Origin of the sequence: Noviherbaspirillum sedimenti (genome assembly GCF_003590835.1) — a bacterium.
GTDB classification, from domain to species: Bacteria; Pseudomonadota; Gammaproteobacteria; order Burkholderiales; family Burkholderiaceae_D; genus Paucimonas; species Paucimonas sedimenti.
In genome coordinates this window covers 2,135,187-2,152,011 of sequence record NZ_QYUQ01000002.1, presented here as the reverse complement: position 1 = coordinate 2,152,011, position 16,825 = coordinate 2,135,187, and the positions used below count along the sequence as shown (strand labels likewise).

At 60.8% G+C, this 16,825-nt stretch carries 17 protein-coding genes; 10 read left to right on the top strand and 7 right to left on the bottom strand.

Annotated features, from left to right (window positions below; all coding sequences use genetic code 11):
* Positions 1-2: 2 nt before the first annotated feature.
* Complete coding sequence (locus D3878_RS10005) at positions 3-581, bottom strand: hypothetical protein (protein WP_119785331.1); 579 nt, start codon at positions 579-581, stop codon at positions 3-5.
* Positions 582-937: 356 nt separating this feature from the next.
* On the opposite strand from D3878_RS10005, the gene D3878_RS10000 reads away from it, so the two are divergent.
* Positions 938-1,840 carry a phytanoyl-CoA dioxygenase family protein gene (locus tag D3878_RS10000; protein WP_147383917.1) on the top strand — a complete coding sequence of 301 codons (903 nt, stop codon included), beginning with the start codon at positions 938-940 and terminating at the stop codon, positions 1,838-1,840.
* A gap of 19 nt (positions 1,841-1,859) precedes the next feature.
* Here the strand turns inward: D3878_RS10000 and D3878_RS09995 are convergent, their stop codons facing one another.
* The 3 genes from D3878_RS09995 to D3878_RS09985 are packed head-to-tail and all read right to left on the bottom strand — an operon-like array spanning position 1,860 to position 3,831.
* Complete coding sequence (locus D3878_RS09995; protein ID WP_233556296.1) at positions 1,860-2,786, bottom strand: hydrolase 1, exosortase A system-associated; 927 nt, start codon at positions 2,784-2,786, stop codon at positions 1,860-1,862.
* Positions 2,732-3,583: a hydrolase 2, exosortase A system-associated gene (locus D3878_RS09990; protein ID WP_119785328.1), complete on the bottom strand. Its 852-nt coding sequence runs from the start codon at positions 3,581-3,583 to the stop codon at positions 2,732-2,734. The genes D3878_RS09995 and D3878_RS09990 overlap by 55 nt, the downstream gene beginning before the upstream one ends.
* Positions 3,580-3,831 (bottom strand): acyl carrier protein, encoded by a 252-nt coding sequence (locus D3878_RS09985; RefSeq protein ID WP_119787816.1) that lies wholly within the window; start codon positions 3,829-3,831, stop codon positions 3,580-3,582. The genes D3878_RS09990 and D3878_RS09985 overlap by 4 nt, the downstream gene beginning before the upstream one ends.
* A gap of 379 nt (positions 3,832-4,210) precedes the next feature.
* Here D3878_RS09985 and D3878_RS23775 point away from each other — a divergent pair, with 379 nt between their 5' ends.
* The 7 genes from D3878_RS23775 to D3878_RS09950 all read left to right on the top strand — a co-directional run bounded on the left by D3878_RS23775 (position 4,211) and on the right by D3878_RS09950 (position 10,045).
* Positions 4,211-4,987, top strand: a complete 777-nt coding sequence (locus D3878_RS23775; protein ID WP_119785327.1) for a choice-of-anchor L family PEP-CTERM protein — start codon at positions 4,211-4,213, stop codon at positions 4,985-4,987.
* 148 nt (positions 4,988-5,135) lie between these two features.
* Positions 5,136-5,600: a CYTH domain-containing protein gene (locus tag D3878_RS09975; protein WP_119785326.1), complete on the top strand. Its 465-nt coding sequence runs from the start codon at positions 5,136-5,138 to the stop codon at positions 5,598-5,600.
* 16 nt (positions 5,601-5,616) lie between these two features.
* Entirely contained in the window at positions 5,617-6,537 is a 921-nt protein-coding gene (locus tag D3878_RS09970; protein ID WP_119785325.1) for an RluA family pseudouridine synthase, read from the top strand.
* Positions 6,538-6,589: 52 nt separating this feature from the next.
* Positions 6,590-7,324, top strand: a complete 735-nt coding sequence (locus D3878_RS09965) for a pseudouridine synthase (protein WP_119785324.1) — start codon at positions 6,590-6,592, stop codon at positions 7,322-7,324.
* 14 nt (positions 7,325-7,338) lie between these two features.
* Entirely contained in the window at positions 7,339-8,592 is a 1,254-nt protein-coding gene (locus tag D3878_RS09960) for a TIGR03862 family flavoprotein (protein ID WP_119787815.1), read from the top strand.
* An 11-nt stretch (positions 8,593-8,603) separates the two neighbouring features.
* Entirely contained in the window at positions 8,604-9,251 is a 648-nt protein-coding gene (locus D3878_RS09955; RefSeq protein ID WP_147383916.1) for a phasin family protein, read from the top strand.
* A gap of 26 nt (positions 9,252-9,277) precedes the next feature.
* The gene (locus D3878_RS09950; RefSeq protein ID WP_119785322.1) at positions 9,278-10,045 is read left to right on the top strand and encodes a Mut7-C RNAse domain-containing protein; all 768 of its coding nucleotides are present in this window, start codon (positions 9,278-9,280) and stop codon (positions 10,043-10,045) included.
* Here the strand turns inward: D3878_RS09950 and D3878_RS09945 are convergent.
* Both D3878_RS09945 and D3878_RS09940 read right to left on the bottom strand, forming a co-directional pair.
* A complete protein-coding gene (locus D3878_RS09945; protein WP_119785321.1) occupies positions 10,042-12,063 on the bottom strand; it encodes a TonB-dependent receptor in 2,022 nt (673 codons plus the stop codon). The genes D3878_RS09950 and D3878_RS09945 overlap by 4 nt on opposite strands.
* 85 nt (positions 12,064-12,148) lie before the next feature.
* Positions 12,149-12,529, bottom strand: a complete 381-nt coding sequence (locus D3878_RS09940; RefSeq protein ID WP_199688130.1) for a hypothetical protein — start codon at positions 12,527-12,529, stop codon at positions 12,149-12,151.
* Between the two features lie 154 nt (positions 12,530-12,683).
* Here D3878_RS09940 and D3878_RS09935 point away from each other — a divergent pair, with 154 nt between their 5' ends.
* Complete coding sequence (locus tag D3878_RS09935; protein ID WP_119785320.1) at positions 12,684-13,883, top strand: HPP family protein; 1,200 nt, start codon at positions 12,684-12,686, stop codon at positions 13,881-13,883.
* 36 nt (positions 13,884-13,919) lie between these two features.
* Here the strand turns inward: D3878_RS09935 and D3878_RS09930 are convergent, their stop codons facing one another.
* Complete coding sequence (locus D3878_RS09930; RefSeq protein WP_233556472.1) at positions 13,920-16,151, bottom strand: YgiQ family radical SAM protein; 2,232 nt, start codon at positions 16,149-16,151, stop codon at positions 13,920-13,922.
* Between the two features lie 290 nt (positions 16,152-16,441).
* Between D3878_RS09930 and pcaC the strand changes: the two genes are divergently transcribed.
* Positions 16,442-16,819, top strand: coding sequence for a 4-carboxymuconolactone decarboxylase (pcaC, locus tag D3878_RS09925; RefSeq protein ID WP_119787813.1), 378 nt, complete (start codon positions 16,442-16,444; stop codon positions 16,817-16,819).
* Positions 16,820-16,825 lie beyond the last annotated feature (6 nt).

Sequence of the window (16,825 nt, the reverse complement as noted above, 5' to 3'; positions counted from 1 at the left end):
CATCAAGCTTGCGTGGCTTTGAGGTAATAAACAATGTCAGGGGCGCTCCATTGCACGGTGGCGATGGGCGAAAACACGCCTTTTGACTGCCATTCGGCAAACATGGACAGGATGGTTTCGACAGTCAGGAAAGGCGTCCAGCCTTTGACTGCATTCAGGTAGGCGGCGACCAGGTGCATGCCGAGGTTGTGCTTGTCATCCTGCTGGGGCGTCAGCAGCTGGAGGAAAGTGTATTGTGCGTAAACGGAAGTCTGGCTGGTCGTAAACACGCTGCTGAATTGGGTATCCGTCGCAATCGGCCAGCTGCCTTCATGGTTTTTCCAGTAGCCGGGCGACCTGCCCTGGCACACCGGTTGTGGGCCATGTGTGCTGGCATTGCCGGAGAGAAAGCCAGAAGGTGACTTGCATACAACATTTCCCAGCACGGGACGGCTTGCCAGGCTCAGGATGACCCCCGAGATGCCCAGCCCGGTTTTGGCAAAATGCCGACGGGATGGATTGGTAGCGTTCGCGTCCCCAAGGGCGGCGTCGGGCACGGCAACGTCGCCACTGGTTTGGTCCTGACTGCTTTTTATCGTCATGTCACGTTCCGTCGGGAGGTCTCTTGTGATTATTCAGGGTTGTTTCTGCGGATGGGCAGTTGGCGCGTTTATATAAACTAAACATCCCTTAAGCAATATACATTCCAATGCTGGTTAATTTATTAATTGTACAATAAGAATCAGAAACTTAGCGCACAGCATCTCTCTGGAATTTTTCTAAAAAGAAAAATTTTCTTTTTAATGTAAAAAAACCTGACATACGAAATTTCATGAGGAATATATCGAGTCATTGATTTTTATTAAAAATTTTTAGTGTTGTCTGAAGCATATTCTTCAAAATGCACGGGGGCAAGACTGCCACGGTTTGCCTCAAAAAATAAATAAAGGGAGATGTGTTGCAGCTTGCTCAATTATGGCCAGGCCCTGAGTTTTCTCCTGCGCAAAGCCTGTTTTACTATACCCAGCGCATGGTGACCGCCCCGGTCATGCGCCGGATGATTGTTTCCGGTTTATGTGCGCTTGTGCGCCTGCGCGCAGGCGCACAACGGATTGACCAGGCGACGGCAACGCAGGTCAATGATGCCTCGCGATTGCTGAAGGCGGACGGATTTGCTGCGCTGGGGACACTTTTTACACCGGCGCAACTTGTTGAAATCCATCGATTTTTGGCAGATAAATTGCTGGAGGAGCATGGCCCGCGCGGGCGAACATTTCCTCTGAAGGCGGCCCCGGCGGATATGCGCATGGCCGATTATGGCCTGGGCGATGTGCTTGATTGCCCCCACATCCTGCAACTGGCGAACAGTCCCGCATTACTGTCACTGGCAACGCAATACATTGGCTGCAAACCGACGCTGTCGGCGATCGGCTTGCGCTGGTCCTTTCCTGTCGATGCGCCGGGTGAAGGCTTGCAGGCGTTTCACCGCGATTCGGATGACTGGCGCTTCGTGAAAGTGTTCGTCTATCTCACCGATGTGGAGCACGGCTGCGGACCGCATGTCTATGTAAAAGGCTCGCATCGGGCGCCTGCGCCACTGCGTCTGCGCACCTATGGCGATGAGGAATTGGGAAGGGCGTACGGTGACGAGCAAATCGTTTCGGTGACCGGCCCCGCAGGTATGGGCTTTGCCGCCGATACCTACGGTATCCACAAGGGCGAAGTGCCGACGACGCGGCCACGCCTGCTGCTGCAATTTCAGTATTCGATTTTGCCCGTCTATGCCTATCGTTATCGCCCGCTTGCCCGCCAGGGGGCGCAGGCGTTCGATGCCTATATCAACCGTCTGATTTTGCGCTGAGGCGGCACTGCACTCGGGCTCACCATGAGCGCAGCCAATCCCGGGTCCAGGTGGCGACTTGTTCGCGCCATTCCTGTTGTGAAAAAGTGTGGTTGGCGCCCGCCAGCCGATGACGCCGGATTTTTCGGTCACGCAGCAATTTTCGCCATTGCCGCGACGTGGCGATCAGGTCCGAGAATTCTTGCGCGGTCATGTCGTCGCCGCTTAATACCAGCAGGATCCGGCCATTGAAGCGGTTTAGTCCTTCATACATTTTTTCTGGCAAGGGCATGGCGCTGGATGACGCATGGACCGCAGGCGCCTGGTCTGTTGTATCCGGGCGCTGGCGCGATTGCAGCGCCGTGCGAAGCATGGCCAGCAGCGAATGGCCGGCGGCCTTGCAAGCGAAGCGGCCGCGCGCAATTTTTTGCCAGAGCCCGGGGTCGAATACCCGCTTCAGATAGTAATGCTTCAGGTACGCCCTGGCCGCGCCTTCGCCGGTCCTGACCCAGGGATTGAGCAGCGCGAGTCCGCACACGCGTTCATCCCGATGGGCGTAAAAAGCTGCGGCGGAAGCGGCATCGCACAATCCCCAGATGGCGACTTCCTTCAGGCCGGGCACGGCCGCCATGAACTGGTCGATCGCCGCGCTGATATCGTCGCCGATATCTTCAAAGTTTTGGATTGCACCCTGGCTGTCGCCCATGCCGCGGTAGTCGAAACGCATCGCCGGGATGCCTTCCGATGCGAGTTGCCGGGCTAGCAGCGTAAATTGCCGGTGACTCCCGGCGCGATATTGCGGACCGCCGACCACGATCAACACGCCGCGTGAGGCCGTTTCGGCGGGCATGCTCAAAATCCCGTACAGCCAGGCTCCCTGGCAGGGAAAAGCGAGGGCGCGTTCCTCGAAATTCATGTTGGCGCGACGCCGAAAGCGGCGCTCGTGGCCGATAATAAATCCGGACAATCGACGGTTTCCTGCGCTATCCAAAATGCCGGACATTGCAACTGATGCATGCGCAGATCGACCGAATTTTGCGTCCAGGCGGCGGCCAGGCGGCTGGCCGCCGGCGTTAGCGGGCGGTCCGCGCCCTGCATGAGTTCGAACCAGTAGGTGGTGCAGCGGGGCGGTGCCAGGATGGCGGCATCCGTGGTATCGATGGCTTGCGCGAGCGCCGGCGCGAGCCGGTAGCCGGCGACTTCCACGCTGGTTCCTGTCTGGAGTCGGGCGCGCAGCTGCCGCGTGCCATTCTCGCCTTGGGACTGGCCGGTGAGCATGTCGGCGGCAAGTTGCAGTCGCAGAAATTGCGTCAGGAATAGCTCGCCCCGCAGGACCGGTTGCCAGAGCAGCAAACCCTGGATTTCTTCGTGAAAGCCGCTGGCAAAATCCAGCGCCAGCAGGGCGCCGAGACGCAGGCCCCACAGGCTGATCGGGGCAGCGGTTTCATGGCGCAACCAGGCGTAAGCATGCGCCAGATCCTCCTTCCAGATTTCCCAGCGCGCATCGGCGAAGTCGCCGCTGCTGTCGCCGCAACCCAGCAGGTCGATTTGCAGGACGGCGTAGCCTTGCGCAGCGAATGTCCTGGCCTGGCGTGCTGCCATGCGCCGGGATTTGTTCATTTCCTCGGCAAAGGGATGAACGTAAATAATGGCACCCCGGCAATCATTCTTGCTGATAGGCGCGTGATAAAGACAGAAGCGATTGCCGGACCCGGCATCGAGGAAAAACGGCCGCGCTGAAGGAATCTCCTGCGGCGTGTTCATTGCACCAGTTTGCTGTCGACAAATGCCGCCAGGCTGGCGACCGTTTCGAAGGTGCTGGCGCTGATGTCATCGTCCTCGATCATGATGCCGAAGCGGTCTTCGAGCGCGGTGATGAGGTGAATGACCGCCATCGAATCGAGTTCGGGCAAGCTGCCCAGCAAACTGGATTGCGCATTCAGGCTTTCCGCGCGGGCGCCCAGGTTCAGTGTTTCGGCCAGCAGTGCCTTTATCTCTTCGATTACTTGCATTGTCTTCGCTTTGTTGTGCGGGCCCGAGTTGATCAAGGGAAAATTTATGCCAGGCGTGCAGCATTGCATGAGTCGGGCAGACGCGCCCGATATTCATGCCTGTGATGATACCTTAACAACTATGAAATGGGGAGGCGTATTGCTTGGGAGAATCTATGCTTCCTCGGGGAAATCTTTGACGCATTGTGCGCAGTTTTGCTCTACGTCAGGTGAGGGGAAATCTTGTCGATGGGTTTTACAGTATTTAAATGTTTTCCGATGGAAAAATTCGTAAGTATTTGAAAATTAATGAAAATTCATGCTGGCATAGTTGTCGCTTTAAGTCGCTTTGGTAACTGGTTTTTGAAATCCTGGCGAAAATAATTTAAAGGAGTCAATCATGAAATTTTCCAAGTTGAGTTCTATCCTGGCAGCATTGACTTTGTCGATGGCCGCCAGTTCGGCAAGCGCATTGGTTGTTACCGCAAATAATAATGCAACAGCCTTGGCAAATGCCTTGGGCGGCTCCGGCGTTTCCATCAGCAATGCCACATTTCTTTCGACAGCAAGTTCGACTGCGACCGGCACATTTACCGGCGGCGCGGACTCGGTCGGTTTTGCCAGCGGCGTTTTGCTGACAACCGGAACTGTCAACTGCGCTCCGGGCCCGAATACTTCCGCCAACTGCGGCGACACTTCCGGTACGACCACTTCATTGAAATTCGATTTCACCAGCGATACCGGTAACGTCTATTTCAAGTATGTGTTTGCGTCGGAAGAATACAATGAATGGGTGGGCTCGCAGTTTAATGACCAGTTCGAATTGCGCCTGAATGGCGTAAATGTTGCCCTGTTGCCTGGTGCTGGTGGTGTCGTTTCGATCAATAATGTCAATAATGGCAGCAACGCCGCCTACTATCGTGACAACACGGTTTTGGGCCTGGATCTCGGGTATGACGGTTTGACTACCGTGCTGGTTGCGCAGGCAACAGGCATCACTGGCACGAATACGTTTGAATTCCTGATCAAGGACCTGGGCGATTTCGCTCTGGATTCGGGCGTGTTCATCGAAGCCGGCACCTTCTCCGGTACCAATCCGGTGCCGGAGCCGACCGGCCTGGCCCTGTTCGGCCTCGGTTTGCTCGGCCTGCTGGCTGCAAAGCGTAAAAAGGCCTGAAATTCTCGCTGCGCGAGCGGATCTGGAATGAAGATGGCAGCCTGCGGGCTGCCATTTTTTTCGTGGGTTCTTGCTGGCTATTCGTCCGCCTTGCGCGCCGATTCGGCCGATCTTTGCTATCCTGTTGCTTCATTTTAGTTAGCAAGTTATGGCCATCGAAATCGAACGCAAGTTTCTCGTCACCGGCGACGCCTGGAAGCGCGCCACCGCGGGCGTACTGTACCGGCAAGGATATCTGTCTACCGACAAGGCGCGTACCGTGCGTGTGCGCATCGCCGGCGAACGGGCTTTCATGACGGTCAAGGGCCTGGCGGCAGGAATTGCCCGCCCCGAATTCGAGTATGAAATTCCACTTGCGGATGCCGCCACGCTGCTGGAGACCTTGTGCCTGAAGCCGCTGATCGAAAAGCGCCGCTATACGCTGGCCTGCAAGGGGCTGTGTTGGGAAGTCGATGAATTCCTCGGCGATAACCTGGGGCTGGTGGTTGCCGAAGTCGAGCTCGACAGCGTTGAGCAGGCGATCGCCTTGCCCGAGTGGATCGGCAAGGAAGTCACGGACGATGCGCGTTATTTCAATTCCAGCCTGATTGCGCACCCCTTTTGTCAGTGGTGAGGCGGCTGGAGCAGCGATGAGCAGGTCCAATCGACGCAAACTCAGCGCGCCCTTGCCGGTGCGTGATGGCGTTTCGCCCAGTTACCTTTGGCTGGGGGAGGGCGTCTGGGAAAACATGCTGGCCTTCATGGTGGCGCGTTTTCCCGCAGTGGGCGAAGCCGAGTGGACTGCGCGCATGGAAAAGGGCGAGGTGGTCGATTTGCAGGCAGCGCCCGTGCGGCCCGACAGCCCCTATCGGCGCGGCACCTGCATTTTCTATTACCGCGCACTGGCGCACGAGACGCCGATCCCCTTTGCCGAGACCATCCTGTTCCAGGATGCGCATATCCTGGTCGTCGACAAGCCGCATTTCCTGCCGGTGATTCCGAGCGGGCGCTTCGTGCGCGAAACCCTGTTGGTGCGCCTGAAACACTCGACTGGATTGCAGGACTTGACGCCGCTCCATCGGCTTGACCGTGAAACCGCCGGCGTGGTGCTGTTTTCCCATCACTTGGCAACGCGCGGCATTTACCAGTCGCTGTTCCAGCAGCGCGCGATGGACAAGGTTTATGAAGCCCTGGCGCCGACGCGGCCGGACCTGGTCTTTCCCATGACCCGGCGCAGCCGCATGGTGGATGGCGAACCGTTCATTTGCATGACCGAGGTCGAGGGCGAGCCGAATGCGGAAACGCATATCGAAGTGCTGGAAAACCGTGGTGCGTTGAGCCTGTATCGCCTGCGCCCGGTCACCGGCAGAAAGCACCAGCTGCGTTTGCACATGGCGGCGCTGGGCATGCCGATCGTCAATGACACCTTTTACCCGGTGGCCTTGCCTTGCAAGGGGGACGATGTTTCCCGACCACTGCAATTGCTGGCGCGAGAAATTGCCTTTACCGATCCCTTGAGCGGTGAACTGCGCCGCTTTGCCAGCGAAAGACGGTTGGAGCACATGCCTTGAGCGGCATTGCGGCATACAATGCCGCTTTTCCCGCAAATTCCTGATTATTCCCATGAGCGCACGTTTGAGCTTGGACCGTATCCTGCAGTCGCAGGGATTTGGCAGCCGCAAGTATTGTCGCCAGTTGATCGCCGACGGCGAAGTCTCGGTCGATGGCACTGTCGTCAACGATTACCGCGCCAGTTTCGATACTGCCGGGCTGGTATTTTCCATCTTCGATGAGGAGTGGACTTACCGCGAGCACATCTATATCGCCCTTAACAAACCGGCCAATTTCGAATGTTCACGCAAGCCCAGCCACCACCCGGGCGTGCTGACACTCTTGCCGGAGCAATTCTCGTGGCGCGATGTGCAGCCGGTCGGACGACTGGACCATGACACGACCGGCTTGCTGCTGCTGTCGGACGATGGCGCCTTCATCCATGCGCAATCCTCGCCGCGGCGCCATGTGCCCAAGCTGTATGTGGCCACCACCCATGACCCGGTGACGCCGGAACTGGTCGCGCAATTGCTGGGCGGGGTGCAGCTGCATGACGAGCCGGCGCCGCTGGCCGCCGTCACCTGCAACATGCTGGACGCGCACCGGCTGCAGATCGTGCTGGAGCAGGGCAAGTACCATCAGGTGAAACGCATGCTGGCGGCGGCTGGCAACCATTGTAGCGCGCTGTGCCGCACCGCCATCGGCGGCCTGACGCTGGATGCGCTGGGCTTGGCCGAGGGCGAATGGTGCTATCTGGCGCAGGCGCAACTGGATTTGCTGACGCCCGCGGCGGCGCCGGCGGCCTGAGCAGGGCACGAATCATGACTTCCTCCAGGCCTGTGGTGGCGGTGGTGGGCGGCGGCCCGGCCGGCTTGATGGCTGCCGAAGTATTGAGCCTGCACGGCATGCAGGTCGATGTTTACGACGCCATGCCATCGGTTGGCCGCAAGTTTTTGCGGGCCGGCATCGGCGGTTTGAATATCACGCACAGCGAAGCCTATGATGCTTTCTGTGGCCGTTATGGCGATCGTCAGCCGCAGTTGCAGGCAATGCTCGACCGGTTTCCGCCGAGCGCCTTGCGCGCATGGGTCCACGGGCTGGGTATCGATACCTTTGTCGGCAGCTCGGGCCGCGTATTTCCGACACAGATGAAGGCCGCCCCGCTGCTGCGGGCCTGGCTGCATCGCCTGCGCAGCGCAGGTGTGCGCTTGCACGTGCGGCATCGCTGGCTGGGCTGGAATGCCGATGGCACATTGCGGCTGGCGCATCCCGGCGGCGAAATTTCGATCAAGCCGCAGGCCACGGTATTGGCGCTGGGCGGCGCCAGTTGGCCGCAATTGGGGGCGGACGGCGCCTGGTTGCCGTGGCTGCAGGCGCGGGGCGTAAAGATCGCGCCATTGCAAAGCGCTAATTGCGGCTTCGAGGTGGCATGGAGTGCGCATTTGCGCGACAAATTCGCCGGCGCGCAGCTCAAATCGGTGTCGCTGACATTTACCGATGCGTATGGTCGTACTGAGCAGCGCCAGGGCGAAATGGTGATTGGCGCGCATGGCGTCGAAGGCAGCCTGATTTATGCGTTTTCGCAGCGGTTGCGCGAGCACTTGAATGCCCATGGCAGCGCTACCTTTACGCTTGACCTGGCGCCCGGGCGCGACGCTGCGCGGGTGTTGGCCGATGTGAGTCATCCGCGCGGATCGCGCTCGATCTCCAGCCATCTGCAAAGCCGCGTCAGCATTTCCGGCGTCAAGCTGGCCTTGTTGCACGAAGCGCTCAACAAGGAACAGTTTGCCGATGCGGCTACGCTGGCGGCGACAATCAAATCCCTGCCGATCACCGTACGCGCAACCCGCCCCGTTGCCGAAGCGATCAGCACCGCCGGTGGCGTGCGCTTTGACAGCCTTGATCAAAATCTCATGATCACCGCGCTGCCTGGCGTTTTTGTCGCCGGCGAGATGCTTGATTGGGAGGCGCCGACCGGCGGGTATCTGCTGAATGCCTGCTTTGCCACCGGTTTGTGCGCGGGGCAGGGCGTGCGCGACTGGCTAGGCACCGCTGCAAATGCCGGAATGGATTGAATTATTGAAATTTGATTGATGCGCCGCACAATTTTATTCTTGATTTCGCTGCTGTGACTCCTACAATAAAATTATCTGTAGCGGTCGAAGTCGAGGAGGCAATCATGTTTACTTTCCGCGATCATTTTTCCGATGCCAGTCAGAGCAGTACGGAAATTCAAATCGACTTGAATACAGCTTTGTACGGCAAGCTCCTGGACAGCGCGCGAAGGTTTGCCGATTTGAATGCGCCCGCTGCCAGAGCATCATTGCAAGAGGCCGGGGAAATGTTACGGCAGGGTATGCAGTCTCATAGCACGCAGGAACTGACCATGCTGGCGGGAGCGCAGGCGCGGGCGTCCTCCCGACGCGCTGCTGCATATGCCTGCAATTGTGCGGGGATTGCCGCCGGTACGCACGCCGAGCTGATTGCCTTGCTCGGTGCTCAGATGGCCGAAACCAATACGGAAATTGCAGAATTGGTCGCCGATATTTCCCGTAGCGCTCCCGGGGAATACAGCCGCTTCATCCATGCGATGCAGCTGAGCTTCGATCATGCGAATGCACGTCTTGAACAAATCATTCAGGCCAGCAGGCAAGTCCTGGATACGCTGGAAACCAATTGCATCGCCGCCGCCAGGCAGTTTGACAGCGCCGCCAGGCAAGTACGTTCGCATTAGGCGGGAGCGGGCGCTGCGGATGCATCGTGACCAGCGCATGGTTCCGCTTTTATGCCGAACTCAACCGGTTCGTCGCCCCGCCGCAGCGCCAGCGCAGCGTCGAACGTGTCTGCGCGCAGGATGCCAGCGTCAAGCACATGGTCGAGGCGCTTGGCGTGCCGCATACGGAAGTGGCGCTGATCCTGGTGAATGGCCGACCGGTTGATTTTTCCTATCGCCTGCGCGAGCAGGATCATGTCAGTGTCTATCCCCGATTCGCCTGCCTGATGCCGGCGCCGCCGTGCGCATCGTTGCAGCCGTCGGGCCATTCAGTGTTTGTCGCCGATGCCCACCTGGGGCGTCTGGCGCGCGATCTGCGCATGTTGGGATTCGACGTTTTGTATCGCAACGATTTTTCTGACGACGATATCGTTCGCATCGCCGTGCAGGAGCAACGCATCGTGCTGACGCGCGACCGCGACCTCCTGATGCGCAAGCCGGTGGCGCGTGGCTGCTATCTGTACACAATCGATGGCGACCAGCAGTTGCTGGACGTGATGGCGCGTTATCGGCTGGCTGGCGAAATCAGGCCATTGTCGCGCTGCCTGAATTGCAACGGCTTGCTGGCGCCGGTGTCGAGGGATGCGGTGGAAGATGATTTGCCTGCGCGCAGCGGCGCCTGCCATCAGCGTTTTCGCCGCTGCGCCGGTTGCGGCCAGGTGTACTGGGAAGGATCGCATGTGGTGCGCATGCGCAAGCGCATCGCCGCCCTGCTGGAGGCGGTGCGCCCGCTTATGGACAAGCGCCTGATTTAAAAATTCACGCGCATGCCCAGCACCAGGTTGCGGCCCGCCAGCGGCACACTATCCTTCAGCACCGAGGTCGCTACGCGAATGTCCTGGTCCAGCAAATTTTTTGCCAGCGCAAACCAGGTTATGCGGGAATGGCCGTACCGCTGAGTCCATGACAGGCTGGCATCAACCTGCGTGTAGCCGGCCGTGGGGCTGGTTTCAAAGGTGGCCAGGCGGTCCTGCTTTTGCGCGTGCAGCAGTGATATGCCGCTGCGCCAGTCGCCCTGGCGATAGCCGACATCGACGCCATAGCGCGTGGCCGGTTGCAGCGGCAGATTGCCGGCACCCTTGAGATGGCCGCGCGAAGTGTCGGCAAAGCCGCGCAGCGACCAGCCTTCGCCGCGCAGGTTGTAGCTGACTTCGGCTTCGGCGCCGCGGATGGTGGCGTCGCCTTGCGACCAGAAGCGCTGCGTGAATTCGCCGGTCGGATCGATTGCGCCGGCTTCGTCCACCCTGGTTCCAGGGATGCGGCCGTAGACGAAATTGTCCACCTGGTTCTGGAACAGGTTGGCTTTCCAGCGCATCAGCCCGGCGGTTTTCTGCAGGCTGATTTCGAAATTGTGCGAGGTTTCCTTGCCGAGCGACGGGGAGCCGATATCGAAAGTCGAGGTCGATTCGTGCGGGCCGTTGGAATACAGTTCTTCGGTGCTCGGCGCGCGCTGGGCCCGCGACCAGGTGAGGCCGGCGCCATAGCCCGGCATGAATTGCCACAGGCCGCCGAGCGAATAGGAAGCCAGGTCGAAGTTGCGTCGCGCCAGGCCGCTGGCGGCATCCGGCGCGCGCTTGACCGCTTCGATGCGCATGCCGGCGCTGGCGCGCAGCGGGCCGAAGTCGCGTTCCTCGACGAGGAATCCGGCCACGGAAGTCGAGCGGGTTTTCGGCACGGCGTCGGGCGTGCCGGTGGCGGCCGACAGCGCCGCGAAGTTGCTGTGCTCGGTCTGCATGCCGAAACTGCCGCGCCAGCCAGCCAGCGGCAGGTGCGTGGCTTCAAGGCGGGCTTCCAGCGTGCGGTTGAGGAAGTCGGTGACGGGCGTGCCATCCTGCTGCTTTTCGGTGTGCGTGTAGTCGGTGGCGCCGAGCTTGAACTTGATCGCGGCCAGTCCGGGCAGCGGGTCCTTGAACAGGCCATCCACATCGTAGCGGTTTTTTTTGAGATCAATGAAGGCGCGCTCGTCGGTAGGGATGCCGTAATGGTCGTCGAGTGTGCCGACCGAGGCGCCGATGTGGCCCCAGTCAGCCACGTGCGACATTCCCAACCCCACATTGCGCTGGCGCGTGAAAGCGTTGGGCAGGCGGCCGGACGCCGATGCCGGATTGGCCGGCGCAGCCAGACCCGGGATGCGATAGTCGTCGGTCTCGTGGACCTGCGCATCGAGGTGCAGGCCGATATTGCCGGCGCTGCCATCGACGGCGAGCGACAGCGCTTTGCCGCGATCGGCCGAACTTGCGCGCAACTCGGCTTCACCGGTGGGCTTGGGCAGCAGCATGGTGGGGATGCGTTCATTGACGACGTTGACCAAGCCGCCAATGGCGCCGGAGCCGTACAGCAGTGCAGCCGGTCCGCGCAGGATTTCGATCTGGCGCGCCGTGCCGAAATCGGCGGCGACCGCGTGGTCATTCGACAGGCTGGAGACGTCGGACACCGCCATGCCGTTTTGCAGGATTTTTACGCGCGGCCCTTCCATGCCGCGGATGATGGGGCGCGAAGCGCCGGCGCCGAAGGCCGAGGCAGACACGCCCAGTTCGTGCGACAGGGTCTCACCGAGCGAGGTGCCCAGCTTGTCGCGCAATTCGCTGCCGGCCAGGATCTTGGCCGGGGTAAGGATTTGCGCATCTTCGCTGGCGCTGAAAGGGGTGGCGCTGACCACCACGGGTGCGAGGGTTTGCGGTTCGGTCTGGGCGAGGGCGTGCAGCGGCAGGCTGGCCGCGGCGGCCATGGCGGTAACCATTGCGCGCGCCATGGGCGTACGTTGAAAGTTCATGCTGATTTCCTGAATAGATTAATGCGCGAAGCGCCGCCATGCGACAGGCGGACGGTTCACGGAAAGTCGGGTAAAGCGCAGGAGATCAGACAGGCGGCGGCGCGCGCGAGGAAAAATGCCGCAGGAAGGGGGCGTCCCAGGAGGCGAAGGCGAGCCATAGCGCCAGCACCTGGGCGCCCGGCACGACCGCCAGGCTCACTGGCGGCGAGTTCAATGCGGCGGCAAGTGCGGTCGCATCGAACAGGGCGCAGGAATGTTCGAGGGATTTGTCGTAGTTGGCGTTCGTCTGCAGGGACGCCTGGCCAGCCTGGGCTAGTTGGACTGTTTGGGCCGGTTGCGCCAGGCCGGCGTGTTCGATGCGGTGCGCCAGTCCCAGCCATTGCGCAAACAGCAACGCCAGCACGAGCAGCAAGGTGCTCAGGGCAGGACGTCGATGCAGGGCAGTCGGCGAGGAAGGCAGGGACAAGGCGATGTCTATCCGTAAATTTGGGGAGGCACAGGCAATCCGAAGGGAACGCGTTTTGCAATTCTAGCAGGTGCAACACCCTGGCGCCAATTCGGCCGCTGACGCGTGGACCGGTGTAAACTCTGTCGCTTTGCATTTTGGAGTGAAGCCAAGCATGCGCAATATTCTGTCGCGCGGCCGGTCCCTGTCGTCCTGGATCAAATCCTTTTTGCCGCAACCGGTGCCGATCAATGGCGCGGAGCGCCTGCGCGCTTGTTGCGGCGCCTTGTTCGGCATCCTCCTGACGGGTCTGGCGACACGGCTGGCGCTGGGGCCGGGCGCTGCCGTGCCGTTGTTGATCGCGCCGATGGGCGCGTCGGCGATCTTGCTGTTTGCCGTGCCATCCAGCCCCCTGGCGCAACCCTGGTCCATCATTGGGGGTAATACGCTATCGGCGGCGATCGGGGTTGCCATTGCCGGCTGGGTCGTCGATCCGCTCTGGGGTTCGGCGATCGCGCTGACCCTGGCGATTGCGGCGATGCTGGCCTTGCGCTGCCTGCACCCGCCCAGCGGCGCCATTGCGCTGATGGCCGTGCTGGGCGGGCCGGCGGTGCGGGCGCTGGGCTATGGCTTCGTGCTGATGCCGGTGGCGCTCAATTCGGTATTGCTCTTGTTGCTGGCGCTGTTCTTCAACAATGCGACCGGGCGCCGCTATCCGCACGCCTTGCAGCCCGAGCATGCGAATCTCCACCGTACCGCCGATGCACCGCCGATCGACCGCCTCGGCTTCACGCCGCAGGATCTGGATGATGTGCTCAAACAATACAACCAGATGCTGGATATCAGCCGCGACGACCTGGAAGAACTGTTCATGCAAACCGAGCGGCATGCGTTCCGCCGTCGCCTGGGCGAGATTACCTGCGCCGACATCATGTCGCGCGACGTCATCACGGTCGAATTCGGCACGCCGCTGGACGAAGCCTGGAATTTGCTGCACTGGCATCGGATCAAGGCACTGCCGGTGGTCAACCGGGCGCGGCGGGTGGTGGGCATCGTCACCCTGGTGGATTTCCTGAAGCACGCCAATCCCGATAAATTCGGCAGCGTCAACGACAAGCTGCGGCAACTGGTGCGGCCCAGCGGCGAGACACATACCGACAAGCCGGACGTGGTGGGGCAAATCATGAGCAAGGGCGTGCTGACTGCCAGCACGGATACGCACATCGTCGAACTGGTGCCTGTGCTGTCGAACGGCGGCAAGCACCATGTGCCTGTAGTGGATGTCGAAGGGCGTCTGGCGGGCATGCTGACGCAGTCGGACCTGATCGCCGCGCTGTATCGCGGGCAACTGCTGGATCCAGGCGTTGCCGCCTGAGTCCGCTACACCCGCCACCCGCGCGGATCGGCCAGATTATTTCCTGCCGCTGCGGGCAGGCTTGCCGGACCTGTCGGACCTGCCGGTCGCTGCAGTCGCGGTTGCCTGGCCTGCGCCCTTGCGCTGCAGTCGGCCGCCCGCCGGCGTGCGCGCAATAGCGGCGCCGTCACGCGGCCTGGGCAGGCCGAATTGCTTGGCCACCCTGGCCGGCGCCGGGCTTTCCTTGCGCTTTTCGATGGCGCTCAGTGCTGTGCTCGGCGCGGTATTGCGCGGCACCAGGCAGCGGTCGCCGCTGCCGATCAGGTCGGAGCGTCCCATCTTCTGCAGGGCTTCGCGCAGGATCGGCCAGTTTTCCGGGTCGTGGTAGCGCAGGAAGGCCTTGTGCAGCTTGCGCACCTTGCCCAGGCGCGGCGTCTCCACGGCTTCCGAATCCCCGGTCACCTTGTGCAGCGGATTCTTCCTTGTGTGGTACATGGTGGTCGCCAGCGCCATCGGCGTGGGCAGGAAGGTCTGCACCTGGTCGAGGCGGAAGTCGTTTTTCTTCAGCCACAGCGCCAGGTTCAGCATGTCTTCATCGGTGGTGCCGGGGTGGGCGGCGATGAAGTAGGGAATCAGGTACTGTTCCTTGCCGGCTTCCTTCGAATACTTCTCGAACAATTCCTTGAAGCGGTGGTAGGCGCCCATGCCGGGCTTCATCATCTTCGACAGCGGGCCGTCTTCGGAATGTTCCGGCGCGATCTTCAGCAAGCCGCCGACGTGGTGTGTCACCAGTTCCTTGACGTATTCGGGCGAGCGCACGGCGAGGTCGTAGCGCAGGCCGGAACTGATCAGGATTTTCTTCACGCCGGGGATGGCGCGCGCCTTGCGGTAGAGCTGGATCAGCTTGCTGTGGTCGGTGTTGAGGTTCGAGCAAATGGTCGGGTACACGCAGGACAGGCGCTTGCACGATTCCTCGATCTTCTTGTCCTTGCAGGCCAGGCGGTACATGTTGGCAGTCGGCCCGCCGAGGTCCGAGATGGTGCCGGTGAAGCCCTTGGTCTTGTCGCGGATATTCTCGATCTCGCGCAGGATCGACGGTTCCGAGCGGCTCTGGATGATGCGGCCTTCGTGTTCGGTGATCGAGCAGAAGGTGCAGCCGCCGAAGCAGCCGCGCATGATGTTGACCGAGAAGCGGATCATGTCCCAGGCGGGAATTTTTGCCTTGCCGTAGGACGGGTGCGGCGCCCGCGCATAGGCCATGTCGAAGACGTAATCCATGTCTTCCATCGCCAGCGGCAGCGGCGGCGGATTGAGCCAGACGTCACGCTCGCCATGCGCCTGCACCAGCGCACGTGCATTGCCGGGGTTGGATTCGATGTGGAACACGCGTGAGGCATGTGCGTACATGACCGGGTCGTCCTTGACCTGTTCGTAGGAGGGCAGGCGCACCACGCTCTTGTCGCGCTGTTCCTTCAATGCCGCCTGGCGCTCTTCGCGCGTCATGATCTTGATCGGCCTGAATTGCGCCTCGGATTGCGCTTCGGCTTGCGGCTCGGCTTGCGGATTCTTGCCGGTCGCGCAGTTCTCTTCCCCGGCCGGTGTCATCGCGTACGGGTCGGTGTGTTGCTCGATCTTGCCCGGCGTGTCGATGCGGGTCGAGTTCACCTCGCTCCAGTCGTCGGCCGGCTTCCAGCCGGCCGGCACCATGAAGGCGGTGCCGCGCAGGTCGCGGATGTTCTTGATCGGCTCGCCCGCCGCTAGGCGGTGGGTGAGGTCGAGCAGGGCGCGTTCGGCATTGCCATAGATGAGGATGTCGGCCTTGGTATCCGGCAGCACCGAGCGGCGTACCTTGTCCGACCAGTAATCGTAATGGGCAATGCGGCGCAGGCTGGCCTCGATGCTGCCGAGGACGATATTGGTGTCCGGGTAGGCTTCGCGCGCGCGCTGTGCATACACCGTGGCGGCGCGGTCGGGGCGCTTGTTGGGTTCGCCATTGGGTGTGTAGGCATCGTCGGAGCGGATCTTGCGGTCGGACGTGTAGCGGTTGACCATCGAATCCATGTTGCCGGCGGTGATGCCGAAATACAGGCGCGGCTTGCCCAGTGCGCGGAAGGGTTCCGCCGAGTGCCAGTCGGGCTGGCTGATGATGCCGACCCGGAAGCCCTGTGCTTCCAGCAGGCGCCCGACCAGCGCCATGCCGAAGCTGGGGTGGTCGATATAGGCATCGCCCGTCACCAGGATGATGTCGCAGGCATCCCAGCCGAGCGCATCCATTTCCTTGCGCGACATGGGCAGGAAGGGGGCGGAGCGGGGACGGGACCCTTTCGGGACGTAGGCAATCAGGTTTTTCGGGGCAGGCATGATGGGGCGGATTGTACAGGAAACGGGCCGGCGGCATCGGCTGCCAAGGCTTTTTTCGGAGGGGCTTGAATCATTTGGAAATTCATTAACTACTTGAAATAACAAGGATTTTGCCGTCCTACACGATGCTGTTGCCGTTAGAGAAGGGCGACGGCGTTGACCCTGGGGACGCCTTGGCGTATCGTGCCACAGTTATTTTTTTGATCAGGGAACCGGACATGGACGAGCAATACGAGGATGGCTTACAGGTGCGCAAGCAAGTGATGGGCGATGCTTTTGTCGAAAAGGCCTTTGCCAATGTCGATGACTTCACCAAACCCTTGCAGGATTACATCACCCGCAATGCCTGGGGCACGGTATGGTGCCGCGAAGGGCTGGATTTGAAGACCCGCAGTTTGGTTACCTTGTCGATGCTGACGGCGCTGGGCCGCTCGCATGAATTGAAGGGCCATGTGCGTGGCGCCCTGAACAATGGCGCCAGCGTCGATGAAATTCGTGAAGTGTTGCTGCATGCCACCGTGTATTGCGGCGTGCCGCTGGCGGTGGAAGCCTTCCGCGCTGCGCACGAAGTACTGAAAGAAGCGGGCAAGGTCTGAGCCGCG

Coding starts and splice junctions, on each gene's coding strand:
- D3878_RS09970 (WP_119785325.1), top strand. CDS start 5,617: ATGAGCAGGTCCAATCGACGCAAACTCAGCGCGCCCTTGCCGGTGCGT.
- D3878_RS09960 (WP_119787815.1), top strand. CDS start 7,339: ATGACTTCCTCCAGGCCTGTGGTGGCGGTGGTGGGCGGCGGCCCGGCC.
- D3878_RS09965 (WP_119785324.1), top strand. CDS start 6,590: ATGAGCGCACGTTTGAGCTTGGACCGTATCCTGCAGTCGCAGGGATTT.
- D3878_RS09930 (WP_233556472.1), bottom strand. CDS start 16,151: ATGTCGCGCAAGGAAATGGATGCGCTCGGCTGGGATGCCTGCGACATC.
- pcaC (WP_119787813.1), top strand. CDS start 16,442: ATGGACGAGCAATACGAGGATGGCTTACAGGTGCGCAAGCAAGTGATG.
- D3878_RS09935 (WP_119785320.1), top strand. CDS start 12,684: ATGCGCAATATTCTGTCGCGCGGCCGGTCCCTGTCGTCCTGGATCAAA.
- D3878_RS09985 (WP_119787816.1), bottom strand. CDS start 3,831: ATGCAAGTAATCGAAGAGATAAAGGCACTGCTGGCCGAAACACTGAAC.
- D3878_RS23775 (WP_119785327.1), top strand. CDS start 4,211: ATGAAATTTTCCAAGTTGAGTTCTATCCTGGCAGCATTGACTTTGTCG.
- D3878_RS09975 (WP_119785326.1), top strand. CDS start 5,136: ATGGCCATCGAAATCGAACGCAAGTTTCTCGTCACCGGCGACGCCTGG.
- D3878_RS10005 (WP_119785331.1), bottom strand. CDS start 581: ATGACGATAAAAAGCAGTCAGGACCAAACCAGTGGCGACGTTGCCGTG.
- D3878_RS09945 (WP_119785321.1), bottom strand. CDS start 12,063: ATGAACTTTCAACGTACGCCCATGGCGCGCGCAATGGTTACCGCCATG.
- D3878_RS09990 (WP_119785328.1), bottom strand. CDS start 3,583: ATGAACACGCCGCAGGAGATTCCTTCAGCGCGGCCGTTTTTCCTCGAT.